This is a genomic window from Hymenobacter sedentarius (assembly GCF_001507645.1).
GTDB lineage: Bacteria > Bacteroidota > Bacteroidia > Cytophagales > Hymenobacteraceae > Hymenobacter > Hymenobacter sedentarius.
In genome coordinates this window covers 4,278,714-4,297,768 of record NZ_CP013909.1, presented here as the reverse complement: position 1 = coordinate 4,297,768, position 19,055 = coordinate 4,278,714, and the positions used below count along the sequence as shown (strand labels likewise).

General features: G+C 60.3%; 12 protein-coding genes. 5 read left to right on the top strand and 7 right to left on the bottom strand.

Translation table 11 applies throughout. The annotated features are described in order from the left end of the window. Positions 1-42 precede the first annotated feature (42 nt). Entirely contained in the window at positions 43-1,824 is a 1,782-nt protein-coding gene (locus tag AUC43_RS17555; RefSeq protein WP_068196681.1) for an ABC transporter ATP-binding protein, read from the top strand. A gap of 44 nt (positions 1,825-1,868) precedes the next feature. Here AUC43_RS17555 and AUC43_RS20200 read toward each other — a convergent pair whose 3' ends face one another. The 5 genes from AUC43_RS20200 to AUC43_RS17535 form a co-directional block, all read right to left on the bottom strand. Continuing rightward, positions 1,869-2,165, bottom strand: coding sequence for a transposase (locus AUC43_RS20200; RefSeq protein ID WP_071885959.1), 297 nt, complete (start codon positions 2,163-2,165; stop codon positions 1,869-1,871). 108 nt (positions 2,166-2,273) lie between these two features. Next, positions 2,274-3,005, bottom strand: coding sequence for a hypothetical protein (locus AUC43_RS21095; RefSeq protein WP_157781150.1), 732 nt, complete (start codon positions 3,003-3,005; stop codon positions 2,274-2,276). A gap of 684 nt (positions 3,006-3,689) precedes the next feature. Beyond that, positions 3,690-5,573: a gamma-glutamyltransferase family protein gene (locus tag AUC43_RS17545; RefSeq protein ID WP_068196678.1), complete on the bottom strand. Its 1,884-nt coding sequence runs from the start codon at positions 5,571-5,573 to the stop codon at positions 3,690-3,692. 121 nt (positions 5,574-5,694) lie between these two features. Further along, positions 5,695-6,561: an aminotransferase class IV gene (locus tag AUC43_RS17540; protein WP_068196675.1), complete on the bottom strand. Its 867-nt coding sequence runs from the start codon at positions 6,559-6,561 to the stop codon at positions 5,695-5,697. Next, the gene (locus AUC43_RS17535; RefSeq protein ID WP_068196672.1) at positions 6,551-7,675 is read right to left on the bottom strand and encodes a DmpA family aminopeptidase; all 1,125 of its coding nucleotides are present in this window, start codon (positions 7,673-7,675) and stop codon (positions 6,551-6,553) included. The genes AUC43_RS17540 and AUC43_RS17535 overlap by 11 nt, the downstream gene beginning before the upstream one ends. Before the next feature lie 678 nt (positions 7,676-8,353). Here AUC43_RS17535 and AUC43_RS17530 point away from each other — a divergent pair. From AUC43_RS17530 to AUC43_RS17520, 3 genes are all read left to right on the top strand, one after another. Next, a complete protein-coding gene (locus AUC43_RS17530; protein WP_068196669.1) occupies positions 8,354-10,636 on the top strand; it encodes a heavy metal translocating P-type ATPase in 2,283 nt (760 codons plus the stop codon). A 57-nt stretch (positions 10,637-10,693) separates the two neighbouring features. Further along, on the top strand, positions 10,694-11,071 hold the full coding sequence (locus tag AUC43_RS17525) for a cupredoxin domain-containing protein (protein ID WP_068196667.1): 378 nt from the start codon (positions 10,694-10,696) through the stop codon (positions 11,069-11,071). Between the two features lie 500 nt (positions 11,072-11,571). Further along, entirely contained in the window at positions 11,572-14,808 is a 3,237-nt protein-coding gene (locus AUC43_RS17520) for an IPT/TIG domain-containing protein (RefSeq protein WP_068196663.1), read from the top strand. 759 nt (positions 14,809-15,567) lie between these two features. Here the strand turns inward: AUC43_RS17520 and AUC43_RS17515 are convergent. Then, positions 15,568-15,759, bottom strand: a complete 192-nt coding sequence (locus AUC43_RS17515) for a hypothetical protein (RefSeq protein WP_068196660.1) — start codon at positions 15,757-15,759, stop codon at positions 15,568-15,570. Between the two features lie 340 nt (positions 15,760-16,099). Between AUC43_RS17515 and AUC43_RS21890 the strand changes: the two genes are divergently transcribed. Beyond that, entirely contained in the window at positions 16,100-16,939 is an 840-nt protein-coding gene (locus AUC43_RS21890) for a fasciclin domain-containing protein (protein ID WP_068196657.1), read from the top strand. 121 nt (positions 16,940-17,060) lie between these two features. On the opposite strand, the gene AUC43_RS17505 is transcribed toward AUC43_RS21890, so the two are convergent. Then, entirely contained in the window at positions 17,061-19,010 is a 1,950-nt protein-coding gene (locus AUC43_RS17505) for a T9SS type A sorting domain-containing protein (RefSeq protein WP_157781149.1), read from the bottom strand. Positions 19,011-19,055: the final 45 nt, after the last annotated feature.

Genomic DNA, 19,055 nt, shown 5'->3' with positions numbered 1-19,055 from the left:
ATTGTGAAGAACTAGTTAAACAGCATATAAGCTGGTTGTTTGATGAATTTGTGGCAGATTATACGGCGCTTGGTTCCCTACGTGCGGCCCTACCGCAGCTTGGTGGCAGCCACGCTCTTGCTCACCCTGATTGGGGCCATCACGGCACAGGTCAACCCCTTCGTGCTGCGCTACACCGTGGATTCGGTGCAGCGGCTGCTGGCCGAAGGCAAGGGGCTGCGCGCCGGTATGCCGCTGCTGCTGCTGATAAGCCTCATCCTGCTCACCAAGGAGCTGATTAACATCGCCCTGGAATTCGGCCAGAAGTTTTTCGGCGAAGAAATCCGCATCTACGTCTCCAGCGCCTTGTCGCAGGATGCGGTGCGGCGCATTCTTTCCTACCGCCTGGGCTTCTACGCGGAGCTGGGCAACCAAACCGGCCGGCTGCAAACCCGCCTCGACAAGGGCGTGGACAGCCTCATGAAGCTGGTGCAGGACATGTTTATCGACATTCTACCGCTGCTGGCCAACGCCGTGGTGGCCCTGGGCATCATGTTCGCGGCCAGCTGGGAGCTGGGCCTGGTGGCGCTGGCGGTGCTGCCGGTCTACTTTGGGTTGAGCTACTGGCAGGCGTACCGGCTCAGTGCGGTGCGCCGCCAGATGCGCAAGCTGCGCGAAGACAAAAACCACGGGCTGCTCAATCTCATCGATTCGGCCGTGGTCATCAAGAGCTTCGTGCGGGAAGACTACGAGGAGCAAAAGCAAAACTTCCTGCAGCAGCAGCTCCGGCGGGCCCAGCTGCACATGCGCAAAACCAACTTCCTGTTCGATGGGCTCAAGTCCTTCGTGGAGCAGCTGGGGGTGGTGTTCATCGTGGTGCTCACGGCCTACCTGGTGCTGGCCGGGCGCATGTCGCTCGGGGCCATCATGTTTCACATCATGCTCTTTCACAACGTGTCGGCCCCCATCCGCCAGCTCCACCGCATGTACGACGAGCTGAACGAGGTGCACACCTACTCCGAAGCCTTCTTTGAGATGCTGGACGCCCCCGATGCCGTGGAGCCCAGCGGCCCGGTGCTGCCCACGCACCTGCGCGGCACGTTCGAGCTGCGCCACATCGACTTCACCTACCCCAGCGGCACCCAGGCCCTGCACGATGTGGGCCTCACCATCGCCGCCGGCAAAACCACGGCCCTGGTGGGGCTGAGCGGCGCCGGCAAAAGCACCGTCATCAACCTGCTCTGCAAGTTGTATCAGCCCCAGCACGGCGAGCTGCTGCTCGACGGCATTCCCCTCGCCGAATACAACACCCACGCTCTGCGCCAGAACATTGGGCTGGTGCTGCAGAAAAACCACATTTTTAAAGGCACCGTGGAGGAAAACATCCGCTATGGCCTGATGGAGGCCAGCCGGGAAGAGGTGCAGCAGGCCGCGGCCAAAGCCTTCCTGCACGAGCAAATCCTGCAGCTGCCGGAGGGATACGAAACCGATGCCCAGCAGCTCTCCGGTGGGCAGCAGCAGCGCATCGCCATTGCGCGGCTCTTCCTCAAAAACCCGCCTATCATCTTCCTCGACGAGCCGACTGCCTCGCTCGACGCCGTCACGACCGAGCAAATCAAAGCGAGCATCGATGCCCTGAAGCGGGGCCGCACGGTGGTCATCATCTCGCACAGCCTGTCCCAAATCGTGGATGCGGACTTCGCCTATGTGCTGCAGCAAGGCCAGGTGGTAGAAAGCGGCACCCACCGGCAGCTGTACGAGCACGACGGGGCCTACCGCCGCATTTTCGACGCCTCGGCCCGCAGCCTCAACATCGAGAAAATAGCCCAGACCATGACCCTTTAACCTGCCTCATTCACTGAATGCTCGTGGCTGTTGCAGACCTCGCTCTAGATGGTTCTATTGCGGAGTTGCCGCTTCGCGAGTGCCTCAGTTAGCGCTTCGGGGCGTCTGTTTCGTCGGCCAGAGCAGGTAGTTGTGGGCAGCAGTGGCCGGGGCAAGGCCGCCAGGCTCACCTGCCGTTGGGACTGGTATTTCAGCAGCTTTTTGAGATTGTAGGCCACGGCCGCCAGCAGCATGGTTTTGTGCGCTCCCGCGTGGCCGCGCACGCTCAGCCGGCGCAGACCGAAGTGGTGCATCAGATTCCCAAAACTAGGTTCGACCGTGCCCTGGCGGACCCGCCGCATGCGCCAATAAATTATTGGTTTTGGGCTCAACTGCAAATTGCTTTAAACAAGTTTATTTCCTTGCTGCTATTAAGAAGGCCAATACTTCTGTTAGCAACTGACTTTTCATCAGAAATTTTCAACAGCTAAATACGAAAGAATGGCAAGCCCTGTTGAACTTGTTAAAATTACAACTATGAGATTTAACGTCTTGACTTTAAGTATTATACTTTTATAGTTAAAGTTGTTTATGGTTCGAATGTTTTCAATTTGAGTAAATACATTTAACCAAAAAGCTAGCATAAGCCCACCTCCAAATAGAAAAGGTGTGATGGCGTTAAAGTTTTCTTGTCCATTAGTTCTTCTTAGTAATTCTTCGACAAAGCCAAATAAAAAGGCATGTCCAAACTGGAATTTTAAAATAGAGGCAACAACGAAATATAAAGCGGGAAAGGCAAACACAAGTCCAAGTATCCCATATATTTTGTTTGCCGAGATGTAATGATGATTTACAAAATAATTATTGCTAATCATTGTAATTAACCCTATTAAAGAGAAACCCCCTAGAATTAAAGTGGGGTTATTTAAATTAAAAACAGCTTCAAACGATATCGCACCGAAATAGATAAGGCTTGAAAGCAATACAGGAAAAAAATCCCTTTTGTCTATATAGTTTAATCTGAAACAAAGGTAAACCCCAGATAATAGCCCAACAGTCCCACCAATAATAGATGATGGGATTAATTTATAGGGTGTTAAGTAATGTCCAATTAGGGAAGACAAAATCATGATAATGCCTGTCGCAAAATTGACAACTACAAATATCTTTAAGTGATTTTTTAGAGCATTAAAACTTTTCATATCCACAGTTTTAAGGTTGCCGCCTGCATTCGGATAGCCGCTACGCTGCGCCGTTGCTAGTTGCGGCCATCCGACGATGGTATGCTACTAGGTAGAGCGTAATCCGCACCATATGGGGCGGGATTACGCTCCTTGTTTTTTTAAAGGGCAAGGTCGTCGAGAGGCAACACGGGTACGCTGCATGGGTATAAATTCTGATGCTGACATGGCCCAATAAGCTCCTAACAATGCAATGGCACTCAATATACATCATAAATGCCAATAAAAACACGAATCTTTACATCGCCAATCAAACTGCTAATAATCCTGCCCGTGTGATGGTAAAGCTGTCTGACCGCCAAAAAGCAAGTAGACAGCCTCGCGGAGCTGCCCTCGGGTTCAGTTCTCCACGCCTTTTGGGCATACGAAGCGCGGGAGTAAATGCCAGCCGAAAAAGAGGTTCCATGGGGCCGAAGCAGCCCATTAGCTGGTCGAATCGGATGCTCTCCGTCATCGAATAATTATTAAATAATAGTTTAAGGACTACTAAATAATTGCTTGCACGGGAGAATTCACCCGTAGTAAAAGGGCGGCTGCCCCCGCTGGTGAGGGGGTTGCCTTCCGGTCCTACTTCGACCAGTAGACGCCAAAGCACGACGTTTTAACGTGCTTTGGCGTCATCCTTAACCTGGGTTTTTCCTGCTCCTACCAGCCGATGCCGTAATCTTCGCCGTGGTTGCTGGAGCCCCCCCAGAGGCTGCCGTGTTTCCAGTCAAAGTAAATGGCATTGATGGGCCCGCTGGTGCGGTCGCCAAAGCTTAAGGTGTAGCCCAACTTTTTAAGTTCTTCCCGCACCCGTTCCGGGGTGTTTTGGTTGAGCAGAATCTGGCCGGGTTTGGGTTTGCGGTCGTCGGTTTTGGAGCCGCCCAGCGAGAGCCACAACTGGTTGGTGTTGAAGTTGGCGGCCTCGGAGGCTTGCTGGACGGTCATGCCGAACTCCACTACGTTCAGGAAAAACTGCAGCAGGTTCTGGTCCTGGGTGTCGCCGCCCTGCACGCCAAAGGAGAGGAAGGGCTTGCCGTCTTTAAGCGCCATAGAGGGCGTTAAGGTGACGCGGGGCCGTTTGCCGGGGGCCACCACGTTAAACGGGTTCAGGGCGGGGTCCAGCACAAAGCTTTGCATGCGCTGGCTCATGCCCACCCCGGTGTTGCCCGCAACGCAGGCCGGCAGCCACCCGCCGCTGGGCGTAACCGACACCACCCATCCTTCCTGGTCGGCGGCTTCCACGGTGGTGGTGCCCCGCCACAGGCGGTCCTGGTACTCGGCAGGCGCCGAGTGGTTGCCCAGGTCGTGCTTCGGGGCAAAGTTCCGTTTGGTGGTGTCCATCTCGTAGCCTCTGGCTTTGAGCAGCTTCAGGTACGGGTTCTTCTTTCCTTCGAATGGGTACGGGTCACCGGGGCCGATGCGGGGGTCGTTTCTCTGGTATTGAATCAGGCGGGCCCGCTGCTTGGCGTAGGCCTTGCTGAGCAATCCCTTGATGGGTTCTTCTGGGGCGGCATGCGAGTCGCCGTAGTAAAAGTCGCGGTCGGCAAACGAGAGGTTCATGGCCTGGTACACCGTGTGGATGTACTTGGCGCTGTTGTAGCCCATTGCCTTCAGGTCAAAGTTTTCCAGGATGTTGAGCCCCTGCAGCATGGCGGGTCCCTGGGTCCATTGCTGCAATTTGTACACGTCCACGCCTTTGTAGTTAACCGTGAGCGGCTCCTCTTCCAAGGGTTTCCAGCGGGCCAGGTCTTGCAGGGTAATCAGGCCGCCCTGTTCGGTTGAGCCCCGGACAAATTCCTGGGCAATGTCGCCGGTATAGAAGCGGGCGTAGGCCGCCATAATGGCCTCTTTCCGGCTTTTACCTTGCTTCAGGGCCGTTTTTTCTGCCTCTACCAGTTTGGTCAGCGTTTGCAGCAGGTCTTGCTGCACAAAGATTTCGCCGGCTTCCGGCGCTTCCCGCTCCTGGCCGGGGTGCGTCAAAAACAGCTTTTTGCTGTACGGCCATTGTTTGAGCAGCGCTTTGTTTTTCTCGATGCTGTTGGCCGTCTGCGCTTCGATGGGGTAGCCGGCGGCCATTTCCATGGCCGGGGCCAGCACCTGCTCCAGGCTCAGGGTGCCGTAATTGGCCAGCATGTGCATCAGGCCGCCCGGGGTGCCGGGCGTGGTGGCAGCCAAGGGGCCGTTTTCCGGCGGAAAATTATACCCTTTGCGTTTAAAGAAATCGGCCGTCGCCCCGGTCGGCGCCACGCCCATGGCATTGAGGGCGATGACCTTTTTGGTGTTCGGGTTATAAATCAGCGCCTGGGTTTCCCCGCCCCAGCTCAATACGTCCCACATGGTGCAGGTAGCGGCCAGCATGGCGCAGGCCGCGTCGACCGCGTTCCCGCCTTTTTGGAATGTTATGGCCCCGGCCGTCGCCGCCAAGGGTTTGCCCGTAATGGCCATCCAGTGCTTGCCGTGCAGCGGAGGTTTCTGGGTCTGTTGGGCGAGACCGGGCAACGAAAAGACGAGTTGCGCCAGCAGTGCAAAGAAGAGAATTTTCATGACATGATGGTTTGGGAAGGTAAAGGTGAGCGTGTTTAGGACTTCCGCGCTGGGGGTGATTTACGGCGAACTAAGGCGACAAAAACCAGAAAATGACAATTTTAGATGCTCGTCTCAACGCTTACCCGACCGGCGCGGCGGCCGGGCGGCTCTGGTGCGCTTCTAACCCCAGCAGCGCCTGTAGCAAAGCCCGGGTTACGGGCCCGGGCTGGCCCGTGCCCAAGACCACGTCGTCAATCTGCACCACCGGCAGCACGCGCTTGGTGGTGCTGGTCAGAAAAGCTTCCTTGGCCTGGTACACCTCAGCCAGGGTGACAAGGCCTTCGGTAAGACGATAGGGCGACTCGGGCAGGCTCAGCAGGTTCTGGCGCGTGATACCCGCCAGCACGTCGGTGGCGGGCGTCACGACCGTGTGGTCGTGCTTCACGATGAAAAAATTGGCGCGCGGGGACTCCGTTATCACCCCTTGGTGGTGGTAGAGCACCTCGCCGGCCCCCCGGGCCTTGAGCTGCTGCAGGAGCCGGATGCCCGTCACGTAGTTGATGGACTTGGCCGCCGGGAGCTCGCGCACGTAGTCGTAGGTGATGAGCCTGATGCCCGCCGCTACCTGCGCCGGCGTGGGCAGCGCCAGCGGCTGCTCGGTAACCACCAGGTTGGGCGCGCCCGGCTCGTAGCCGTTGGCGGAGTAGCCGCCGGTGAGCAGGAGCTTGACGCCGGACAGTGGCAGGCGGTTGCGCTCAATCAGTTCCTCAATCACCGCCCGAAGCGCCGGCCGCGCCAAGGGCACGGCCAGTTCCAGCAGCTGCGCCGAGCGGTAGAAGCGGTCGAGGTAGGCCTCGAGAAACAGCGGCTGCCCGGCGTGCACCTTGAAGAAATCGAACACGCCGTAGCCGCGCTGCACGGCCAGGTCGCTGACGTGGAGAAACGCCCGGTCCAAGGGGGTGAATTGGCCGTGCAGGTAGGCGTAGAGGGACGAGTTAGCGGGCATGATGACGCGATAAAATCTTGAGCACTTTCTCCAGGGGCAGGGCCTCGATGCGTTGCTTGCCTTGCATGGTTTCGGCTTGGAACAAGGAGTTAAGGATAGCTTCCTCCGTGGCCTCGATGACGGCCAGAAACAGCGGCGATACCGCCTCGTTGGTCAGCGTGGTTGCCGTCTGGCTCGCCGCCGTCGGTGCGTACGGCACGCGGCCGCCGGGGTGGGTGGAAAAGGCGACGACGTAATCGCCGCTGCCGTTGGCGGCAATGCCGCCCGTTTTGGCCAAGCCGAGCATCGCGCGTTTGGCCAGCCGCTCCAGGTTGCGGGCCTCGAGGGGGGCATCGGTGGCGACCACAATCATGCAAGAGCCGTCGGCGGGGTCGGGCAGCTGCTGGCTCAAGTAAAACTGCTTCAGCTCCCGGCCAACCGGAGCCCCGTTGATTTGGAGCACGCCGCCAAAATTCGTTTGCACCAGCACGCCCACGGTGTACCCGCCCAGCGCCGCCGGCACGACGCGCGATGCCGTGCCAATCCCGCCCTTAAAGCCAAAGCACACCGTGCCCGTGCCGGCGCCGACGTTGCCCTCGGCGACCGGCCCGGCCTGGGCCTGCTCAATGGCGGCCAGCACGTGCGCCGCCGTCACGTGCCGGCCGCGGATGTCGTTGAGCACCCCGTCGTTGGTTTCCCCGACCAGCGCGTTCACCGACTGCACCGTTTCGTTGCCGGGTTGGCGCAGCACATAATCGACCACGGCGTTCAGGGCCGTGCCCACACTCAGGGTATTGGTGAGCACAATGGGCGTTTCCAGCACGCCCAGTTCCTGAACCTGTGTGCTGCCCGACAGCTTGCCGAAGCCGTTGCCGACGTAGACCGCGGCCGGCACTTTCTGCTGAAACACGTTGCCCGGGTGTGGCACAATGGCCGTCACGCCCGTGCGCACGGCCGCGCCTTCTATCAGGGTCGTGTGCCCGACGCGTACGCCGGCGACATCGGTGATGGCGTTGAGCGCGCCGGGCGGCAGCACCCCGATGCGGATGCCGTACGCGCGGGCGCGCTTTCGCTCCTGGCTACGAGCCGGACAGGCCAGGCCCATGAGCAGCAACAGGAGCAGGAGTGGTTTCATGCCGGGGACAGCGAGAGCGGTGGCGTAGTGACGTAAAGGTATCCGGCGCCGCTCTCATTACCAGCACGCTCGGGGCGTGGAACTCTAGCGGAATGGCCGGCGGGGCTACCGCCCAAAAGGGCGTTCCACCCGCAACGCCCGCTGGGCGAGGAAACGAGGGGCTTGGTGGATGGGGTATGGGGCGGTTGCCGAACGCACCGCAAAGCGCTTTCGCGGCTCCGTGCTCCTAATTTCGGGCGCGCTAGGCAAGCGTGTGGGGGCGCCCCTCTCGTTGGGCTCGCCTACTTCCGTCTGTTTCCAACCGGCCGTGGGCGCCTATGGCGGGCGCCACGGTAGTAGAACGCCAACCAAGGGTTTAGCAAAACGGTGATAATGGCGGAGTGTGGCTTGCGGTTCCTTCCCACCCAGCCCAAGATACCGCGCCGAGGCGGATGGGGTATCGATTCTGGCCGTGCTATTAGAGTGGCTTTTTCGGGTAATACGGAATTGAGCCAAACCGGGGCCCCAAATGTTAGTGCTGATGCGTCAACTACCAAAAGCCGCAAATTCTGCAACTCTGGCGCAGGATTCCGTACCACCGCGGCCTGAAAGTAGCCGTTCCTTTGTACTGTCGTTCTGGGCCCAGCTTTTTTTAAGGGCGCAAGCAGAAACTCCAGGTGCTTTAGCGCCACCCGTGCTATGTCTCCCACTACCGAAAAAACCGAAACCGCCACCCTCGACATCGAAGGCATGACCTGTGCCTCGTGCGCCTCGGCCGTGGAAAAGTCGCTCAGCCGCGCGCCGGGGGTGCAGAGCGCCCTGGTCAATTTTGCCACCGAAAAAGCCACCGTGCAGTACGTGCCCGGCCAGGCCAGCCCCGCGACGTTGAAGGAAGCCGTGGTAAACGCCGGCTTCGGCGTGACGGAGCGCCCCCCGGATACCAGCGCCGCCGACCGCCAGGCCGAAATCGACCGGCAGAAGGCCGCCGCCTATGGCAAGCTCAAGCGCCGCTTTTGGGTGGCCGTGGGGCTGGCGGTGGTCATCATGCCGCTGAGCATGCTCATGCTGTGGCCGGCCCTGGCGCAGCGCGTCAACATGCAGTGGCTCAACTACCTGCTGCTTATGCTCACGCTGCCCGTGCTGCTCTACAGCGGCCGGGAGTTTTACAGTTCGGCCTGGAACAGCTTCCGGCACCGCGCGGCCAATATGGACACACTTATTGCCGTGGGCACGGGCGCCGCGTTTCTGTATAGCCTGGCCGCAACGGTAGCGCCGGGCTTCTTCATGCGCCACGGGCTGATGCCCGAAGTTTACTACGACACCACCGCCACCATCATTGCCCTGATTTTGTTGGGCAAGGTGCTGGAGATGCGGGCCAAAACCCAGACTTCGGCCGCCATCCGCACGCTGATGGGCCTGCAAGCAAAGACGGCCCGCGTGGTGCGGGCCGGCGGGCAGGAAGTGGACGTGCCCATCGAGCAGGTGCAGCTGCAGGACATTGTGCTGGTGCGCCCGGGCGAGAAAGTGGCCACCGACGGCATCATCACCGAAGGCCACTCGGCCGTGGACGAGGCCATGCTCACCGGCGAAAGCCTGCCCGTGGAAAAGCGGGCCGGCGACCCGGTTTTTGGGGCCACGCTCAACAAAACCGGCGCCTTCCGCTTCCGGGTGACCAAGGTGGGCGCCGATACCATGCTCGCCCAGATAGTAAAGCTGGTGGAAGACGCCCAGGGCAGCCGCGCGCCCATCCAGCGGCTGGCCGATAAGGTCAGCGCCATTTTTGTGCCCACCGTCGTTGTCATTGCCCTGCTCACCTTCGTGCTCTGGTTCGACCTGGCGCCGGTGGCCACCCGGCTGCCGTTGGCCCTGGTCAACTTCGTGTCCGTGCTCATCATTGCCTGCCCCTGCGCGCTGGGGCTGGCCACGCCCACGGCCATCATGGTGAGCACCGGCAAGGGCGCCGAACACGGCGTGCTGATTCGCAACGCCGAGGCGTTGGAGAAAGCCTACAAGGTGAACACGGTGCTGCTGGACAAAACCGGCACCATCACCAGGGGCGAGCCCGCCGTCACGGCCTTTGTGCCCGCCACCGGCCAGGATGCCGCCCATCTGCTCCATCTGGTAGCCGCCGTGGAGCGGCAGAGCGAGCACCCCCTCGCGGCCGCGGTGCTGCGCTACGCGGAGGCCCAGGGCACCGCTCCGCTGCCCGTTACCAATTTCCGGGCCGTGGAAGGCAAGGGCGCGGCGGCCACGGTAAATGGCCAGGCCGTGCTCATCGGCAATCAGCGCTTGCTGGAAGACGAGGGGGTGGCCGTCCCGGCGGCCTTGCTCAGCCAGGCCGAGCTGCTGTTGAATAACGCCAACACGGTGCTGTATGTGGCCGTGGCGGGCCAGGCAGCGGCCATCCTGGGCGTGGCCGACACCGTGCGCGATACGTCTTTGGCCGCCGTTCAGCGGCTGCAGGCCCTGGGCATTGAGGTGGTGATGATGACGGGCGACAATCCGCAAACGGCCGCCAAGGTGGCCGGGCAGGTCGGCATCAAGCGCTTTTTCGCCGAGGTGCTGCCCGCCGACAAGGCCGGCAAAGTAAAGGCCCTGCAAGCCGAAGGCCGGGTGGTGGCCATGGTCGGCGACGGCATCAACGATGCGCCCGCCCTGGCCCAGGCCGATATTGGGCTGGCCATGGGCGCCGGTACCGACGTGGCCATGGAAGCAGCCGGCATCACGCTCATGCGCTCGGATTTGAACGGCGTGGTGCTGGCCATTGAGCTGTCGCGGCATACCATTCGCACCATCAAGCAAAACCTGTTTTTCGCCTTCATCTACAACACCCTCGGCATTCCCATCGCGGCGGGGCTGCTGTACCCGTTCTTCGGGTGGCTGCTCTCGCCCATGCTGGCGGCCGGCGCCATGGCCCTCAGCTCGGTGTCGGTGCTCACCAACTCCCTGCGATTAAGGTGCTTTGCTCCAATGAGGAATTAAGACTGCAGAATTCAGCCCCGTAATTCCTCATTTCTCACGCTTCATTCCTCATGTAAAATGGATACGGCTGCTATCATCGTCACCGTTGTTGGGCTGATCCTGGCGGGGTTCGTGCTCTGGTACTTCTTCTTTTCACCCCACCAAACCGCCAGTGCGGTGTCGTCGTCCAGCGGCGTGCAGGAAGTAGACATTACCGTGAAAGGCGGCTACTCGCCCAATGTAATCGAGGTGGAGCGCGGCAAGCCCGTGCAGCTCAACTTTTACCGCGACGAGGAGAACAGCTGCTCCGAGGAATTGCTGATGCCCGACTTCAGCATCCGGCGCGACTTGCCCGCCTTCCAGACAACCCTGGTGGAGCTGTTGCCGCAGCAGGCCGGGCGCTTCGAGTTTACCTGCGGCATGGGCATGCTCCGCGGGGCCATCGTGGTGAAGTAGGAGGGAGGCACTCCCAAGGGAGTGGGAGGAAAAGGTGCCCCGGGTTTAGCTCAACTTTGGAGTTTTTAACAGGCTAATCGCGTGGCTTCTGCGCTCGGGACGGCATCCTGGCCGCCGCCGCATGGCCACTAGCCACGCTTAAGTATCAGGTAATCATAAGGGGACGAGGCAGTCTCAGGCATAAGCCTTTTGACATTTGCTGCCGTGAGCACCTCGCTGTAGCTGGGTGCTTTTTGCCCAATAAACCCCCATCAGTACGGCCGCTCGGGGCATTTTGCTTTCTCGGGTTAAAGCTGAACGCGGCCGCATTTTGCCGCCGGCGGAAAGGCTAGCTTATTGGATATTAGGCAATAACTCAGTGCTCAGCTTGGGAATTGCACTCAGCTTCTAAGACTGAGTATTATTTTTTTGTTCAAAGTGTGTCCAATTGCGCTATATGTCCATATTCTCCTTATATCTTCGTTTTAATTCTACCCATTTATTTTCACTTTTTCAAGACTATGAAACACTTTTCCTTTTCTAATGCCCATGGGCGTTTAGGAAACAAAATCAATCAATTTGCCACCGCACTGGGGCTGATGGTTGCTGTTTCCTCAGCCCAAGCCGCGGACCTGGCTTCCATTACTTGCGCCAAGGCCAGCATTCACGCGGCCGCGTTGCGGGGCGTAACGGCGGTGCCTACCATCACCAGCTTCACCCCCACTTCGGGAACGGGCGGCGCAGTAGGCACCGGCACGCTGGTTACCATTACGGGCACCGACTTTACGGGCGCAACCGCTGTGAAGCTCAACGGGGTGGCTGCTACCAGCTTCGCTGTAGTGGATGCCCAAACCATCACCTTTACTGTACCGGCCACGGCTACTAATGGCACCATTTCCGTCACTACTCCAGACGGGACAGCTACTAGCACTGGAATCTTCTACCTGCCGCCTACCCTTTCCACATCGTCGGGACTCACCCCTAATGCCCGGGTAGCCGGAGGCCCCGATATTACGCTGACTATTAAGGGCACGAACTTTACTCCTGCTTCGACGGTCGATTTTAACGGGGTAAGCTACACCCAGACCAGCAGCACGGCAACTTCGCTGGTTGTAACTATCCCATCCACGGCTTTGGCCACTGCAGGCAGTTTCCCGGTTACCGTCACGAGCGCAGGCGGCACCTCAAACAGTCTCACCTTCATTGTGAGTAACCCCAGCACAGCCGGTGCCTTTGAGAATATTGAAAAGGGTGCCAAAGGAGGTTACGCGGTTGACACGGTGGGCTTGGCTAGTGGAATCTGGACCTTCTCCGATGCTCTCATCGGCACCTCCTTTGCTGATAGGTTTAACGGCCTGAAATCGGCCCGTATCCGGGCTGGCTTCATCCGCATGGACTTTGACAAGCCGACCGGCGCAGGTGTAGTAACCGTAAATGCGGCCCTGTACGGCAACGACGCATCCACTAGCTTCATCCTTGAAAAATCGACCGATGGCGGTGCTACTTTCACTACGGTCCCCGGTGCTCCAGCGGCCCTCACGGCTACGCTCACGCCCTATACCTTCACGGTGAACCAAGTTGGCAACGTGCGTTTCCGCATTAGCAACACCACCACCACTGTCACTGCCCCCGCTACCCTTCCCCGCATCAACGTTGATGACATCTCCATCACCAACTTCGCATTAGCACCTACCATCGCCAGCTTCACGCCTACCTCGGCGGCAGCCGGCACCACGGTTACGGTGACGGGCACGGATTTCACCGGCGCCACGGCTCTGACGCTCAATGGTGTGGCCGTCACCGGCTTCACCGTGGTTAATGCCACCACCCTCACCTTCGTGGTGCCGGTTGGCGCTACCAGTGGTACCCTGGCCGTTACCACGCCTTTCGGCACGGCTACCAGCACCGGCACGTTGACGTTCATCGCCGACAACCCGGCCCCGACCATTGCGAGCATCACGCCCGCCACGGCCGTAGCCGGCAGCGGCGCGTTGACTCTGACCGTTAACGGCACCAACTTCATCAGCGGGTCGGTCGTGAACTTCAACGGCACGGCCCTGACTACCACGTACGTGTCCGCCACCCAGCTCACCGCAGCGGTTCCGGCTACGGCCGTTGCTACGGCGGGTACTTTCAACGTTAGCGTAACGAATGCCGCTCCTGGCGGCGGCACTTCGGCCAATGCCACGTTCAGCGTTACCGTTCCGGCGCCTACCATCACGAGCTTCACGCCCACCAGCGGCCTGGCCGCCGCCACGGTTACCATCACCGGCACGGACTTCACCGGCGCTACCGCCGTTACGCTGAATGGCGTTGCCATCACCGGCTACACCGTGGTTGATGCGCAGACCATCACGTTTGCCGTGCCCGCTACGGCTACGTCCGGCGTTATCGCCGTGACTACCCCCACGGGTACTGCCACCAGCACCACCAGCTTCACGGTAATTGCGCCCAACCCGGTGGCTACCATCACGACCCTGGCACCGGCTACCGCCATCGCGGGCGCAGCAGCTCAAACCCTCACCGTGAATGGCACCAATTTCCTGGCCACCTCGGTGGTGAACTTTAATGGAGCGGCCCTGACCACCACGTACGTATCGGCTACGCAGCTCACCGCGGCCCTGTCGGCTTCGGCCCTAACCACCGCCGGTGCTTACAACGTGACGGTGACCAACCCGGCTCCCGGCGGCGGCACCTCGGCGGCTGCCACCTTCACCGTAACCGTGCCTGCTCCGACCATCGCCAGCTTCACGCCGGCCAGCGCCCTGCCCGGCACGCTCGTAACCGTAACCGGTACCGATTTTACCGGCGCGACGGCTGTTACCCTGAACGGGGTCGCCATCACCGGCTTCACGGTGGTAAGCGCCACCAGCCTGACCTTCACGGTACCAGCCGCAGCCACCTCGGGCGCCATTGCAGTGACCACGCCTACTGGCACGGCCACCAGCACCACTACGTTCACGGTGCTGGTGCCCAATCCGGTTCCCACCATTTCGGGCATTGCCCCCGCCACCACCGTGGCCGGCAGCGCCGCCTTCACCCTGACCGTGGACGGCACCAACTTCATCACCGGCTCGACGGTGACGTTTAACGGTGTGGCTCTGACTACCACGTATGTATCGGCCACGCAGCTCACGGCCGCGGTACCGGCTTCGGCCGTCGCCACCGCCGGCAGCTACCTCGTAACGGTAACTAACGCGGCCCCCGGCGGCGGTACCACCGCTGGTTTCACGTTTGTGGTAACGGCTGCTGCGCCCACCATTGCGAGCTTCACGCCCACCACGGGCGGCCCCACCACTACCGTTACCATCACCGGCACCAACTTTACGGGTGCTACTGCCGTCACGATTGGCAGCTTCGCGGTTACTTCCTTCACGGTAGACTCGCCCACGAGCATCACCTTGGTGTTGCCCACGGGCACGGGCAGCGTAAGCGGCTTCATCGCGGTGGTTACGCCTGGTGGCACCGCTACCAGCACGGCTACGTTCAACCTGGTTTCGGTCACGCTGGCCAGCAAGAACCTGCCCGGCCTGTCGGTTTACCCCAACCCCTTCCAGGACCGTGTAACGGTGGCCCTGCCCGGTTCGGGCGCTGCCCAGGTCGCCCTGCGTGACCTCACCGGCCGCGTAGTGGTGCCCATGGCGGCCCTGGCAGCTGACAAGCAATTGCTGTTGCCTAGCTCACTCGCTGCGGGTTCGTACCTGCTCGAAGTACGGCAGGGCAACGTAACCGCTGTGCGTCGCATCCAGAAGCAATAGTCAGGTTTACCTAGCCTACCAGGCTGTTTAGAAAGGTCTCCCCGCGAAAGCGGGGAGACCTTTTTTGTTTATTATAATCCACAACGAGTGGGCATTTCTCCCTAAAGGTGGCTCCTGTAGGTAGGGCCGCTTGGCTTTGTTAAGCGACTGTGAGGCTATGCAGCTCATGAAGAAATTGAGCTGAAATCGGCTCGACTCCATGCTAGCTGTGTGGTGAGAAATTGCTTCCACAATTCCAGAATGTTGCGTGATGGTGCAGGCTGTGGCTTTAGCAGCAAAAGCTGAGCTTTAGAAAAATAAAAAAGATATTTTTTTTGTATTTAATTACATTTTATCCATACATTTCGGCATGAAAACAGCATTAGACTTGGCGTACGAAGCATACGCCGCACGCAAACAAGAGGAGCGCCGGGCACAGATGCTGCGGCTGCGTCAGGAACTATTGGCATCGCTTCCACGCCCCACTGCGGGGAACCGAGGCGCTGCAGCGAAAAACCCTGGCACTACAAGTGTGCCCAGGTCAGTAACTGCATAAAATGCAGCGAATTATCCGAGGATAGGGATAATATCAGCTGAGTCCGACCGGATGCCATTGGGTGATGAGCCTGTGCTGTCCACAGCTCAATCAACGGCCTTATTGCTGGAGACTGCAAAGCGTAAGCAGCCAAAGCGTCATTGCGCGCCGCTCGTATTTCGCCGCGTGGCATCCGGTCTTCGGCTTATACCAGTGGAATCGGCACAATTTCGATGGCTTCGGGTTCATTCGAGCTCTTGGGCCATTTCGTGGCGCTGGGTGTGGGTCAGAAGGGAGTAGAAGGTCTTGGTGCCCTTAGTGGGAATGTGGCTGGCCGGCAGGAGAAGCTCCACTTCGTTGGTAGTGTAGCTGATGTCCTGCGGTAACTCGTGCTTAGAGGCTATTCGGGCGCGGTCGCGCTTCGTCGGGGAGGGCACCCGTGGGCTCCTCGTAGTCGCGTCAGTGCTTATACTATACTACTGGTCGAAGACCAGTTCGGGCTTTAGGGTGTTTCAGTCTCGTGGCTGGACGTCTTTTGGCAGGAGCTGGAGGGTAGGGTACAACCGTCTAGCTGCTAGCTAGATTGGGCAATGAATGAGTGAGGTTCGGCTGCTTGGTTAAGTTGACCAAAGCCTTGGAGGAAAGGGCGGGTTTGGTGCCGAATTCTAGTCAGATAGACATTGATTTATGTTTAAGCTCCTCAATGGGTTACATCCAAAGTGGTGGCTGATTACGTATAGATGGCTTACCGCATTTCTTTCACTCAACCCCAACGCCATGAACCTCAAACCTTTCTTAGCTACTCTAGCCCTGAGCGCAGCCATTGCCGCGCCTGCATTCGCCCAGGATGTGGTGAAAGCCAAGAGCGACGCCGAAAAAACCAAAACGAAGGTCGATGGGACGACGACCAAAACCAAAATGGCCGACGATGGCAAGATGAAAGTCAAAGGCAAATCGGATGCCGGCGACAAAATGAAAGCGAAGACCAAGCCTCGCGCCGATGGCACGATGAGCGGCTCGGCCACTAGCTCCGGCGATATGGGCACGGGCGCCACCGGAACCGGGGCTGCCGGAGCCACCGGAATGGGTGCCACTGGAACCGGCGCTACCGGCACAGGTGCCACGGGTGCCGGAGCCATGGGCACCGGCACGGGCGGCGTGATGGTGGGCGGCGCCATGATGACCGCAGATAAAGACATCGTAGACAATGCCGCGGGTAGCTCCGACCACACCACGCTGGTGGCTGCCGTGAAAGCCGCCGGCCTGGCCGAAACCCTGAAAGGCGCCGGCCCCTTCACGGTATTTGCCCCCACCAACGCCGCGTTTGACAAGCTGCCCGCCGGCACCATGAACTCGCTGGTGACCCCCGGGATGAAACCCACGCTCACCAAAATCCTGACCTACCACGTAGTGCCCGGCCGCTACACCGCCGGCAATCTTACGCCCGGCCAGGTGCTCACCACCGTGGAAGGCGAGCAGCTGATTGTGATGAAGAATGGCAACGGGGTAATGATTAAGGATGCCAAAGGTGGCATGGCCCGCGTGACCATTCCCGACGTTATTTCCAGCAACGGCGTAACCCACGTTATCGATACTGTGCTGATGCCAGCTAAATAAGTAAGCTGGTATTAGCATAAAGGAAGTAACCAATTTAGGGGTACTTCCCTCATGGTGAGAATACAAGAAAGCCCGCCAGATTAACTGGCGGGCTTTTTTGTGCGCGGTGGTTTCTGTTGCGTCATTCCAGCAGGAGGCGCCGCCCAACAGTACGGCCATCGGCCAAAGTGAGCCGAACGGTGTAAACGCCGGCCGGCAAGAAGGGCAGGGTGAGCTTGGGCTGGCCCGCCTGCGCGGTGGGCTGCTCCCAAATGGTGCGGCCCACGGCATCGAGCACGGCCGCGCGGGCAAAGGCCGGGCCGGCAATACTGACGGTGCCGTGCGCAGGGTTAGGGTAGAGACTGTAGGCCGCCGCTTCGCGGGCCGCGGCGGTGGCGGTGGCCACGTTATTGGTCATCACGGGGCGCATCATCAGGGCGCCGCGCGGCGCTGTGCCCCGGGGAACAAAGTTGGCGGTGTCCCAGGCACCGGTGTTGTCGCGGCGCCAGAGGTGCTTGGCTGGGAAAGTGCTGTTCAGGTCGAGGCCGTAGTGCAGGTCGCGGCCCTGCGACGGCTGCGAGAAGCCCACGTAAAAGCTGCCCGTCACGCGAACGGGCTGGTCGAAGGTGACTTCAAAATACTGCCACCCCGTGGGCAGGGGGTTGGGCATTACCACCGTCTTGGCCGCGCGGGGCACGGGGTTGGGCTGGCCCGAGGCATCGTCCCACACGCTCACGGTCACCGACCGGCTGGCGCGGTCCGAGGCGGTGAACACCGGGTACAGGCGCAGGGCACGCACGTAGTCGGGCTGGTTGAGGTCGAAGCGGTAGGCAAACGCCGAGGCCTGCCCCGTGGAGTAGGGAATGAGCTGGGTGATGTTTTCGGCCGTGCCATCGTCGTAGGCGTAATAATTATTCAGCTCCACGTCCCGAAAAATCGTGTCGTTGGGCAGCGTGCGCGGGTTGCCTTCCTGCGTGTTGAGGGCCAGGGTGTAGCGCAGGGTTTTGGGCGTGCCGGAGGTGGGCACGGCTACGCGGTTGGCGTGGCCCGTCACGCTGTCCTGGCGGGGGTTGACGGGCAACGCGCGGCTGGCTTGCAGCCAGTTGCCGAGTGGCGCGCCTGCGGGCAGCTCCCGCACGGTGCCGAATACATTGATGGGAATGGGCAGCAAGCCCGCGTTCAGGTTGCTGATGTTCACGCCCAGGCGAGGGTTGAGCTCGCTGGTGGGCGGGGCGGCGGCGTTGAACTGCCACACCGGCATTGCCGCGAACCGGCGCAACGGGCTGCGCAGCCCCCCCGAGGGGTTGCCGCCGCGCAGGCCCGCGCTGGTGGCAATGTCGACGAAAGTGGTGTCGGCGAGGCCGCGCGTGCGGCCGCGGTCCAGCACCACGTAGTCCACGCTGAAGCCGTCGCTGTTGTCGGACGTATTGCCGCTGGCGATAAACATAAACTGGAAGTCGCCGTGCAGGTACTTAGCCGCGTTCAGGTCAATTACCTGCTGCTTGAAAGGCGTGCGCTGGCGGGCGCTGCGGTACACCCACGCCGATTCCCAGGTGCCGGTATTGGTTTTCAGAAAGAGCTCCAGGCGCACGGGCGTGCTGCTGGTGTTGCCGTTGGGCACGCCCACAATGCTGCCGGCTTGCCAGCCAAAGCTGAGGTACACCTGGTCGCTGGTGCTGAGGCCGCCCAGGTTAATGGGTTGCGACGTCAGCGAGTCGATGGTGCCGTAGGAGCTGTTGATAACGCCGCTGTAGCTCTGCCCGTTGGCCCGGAGGCCGTCGAGGGTGGCGGCCCCGCGGGTGAGGGGCTGCACCGCCAGGCGGTTGCTCACCAGGGCGCCCCCGGTGGGCAGCCAGTTTTGCACCTTGGGCCGGCCTTCGAGGGGCGAGGTAAAGTCGTCGAAGAAAGGCAGGGCCAGGGCCGTGGTGCCGCGCCGCAGGGCCAGGCGTTCGGCGGCCGAAGGGGCGTAAGCGGCCCGGGCGGGGTCGGCGGCCAGGGGCAGGGCCGGGGCTACCTGGGCCGAAGCCGTTCCGGCAGCCAAAAGCAGCGCCGGCAGCAGACGGCAGCCATACTTGCGGAAAAGTGTTGTCATATAGAGAACCTAAGGCCCGGCAACGCCGGGCGCAGCAGAATATTG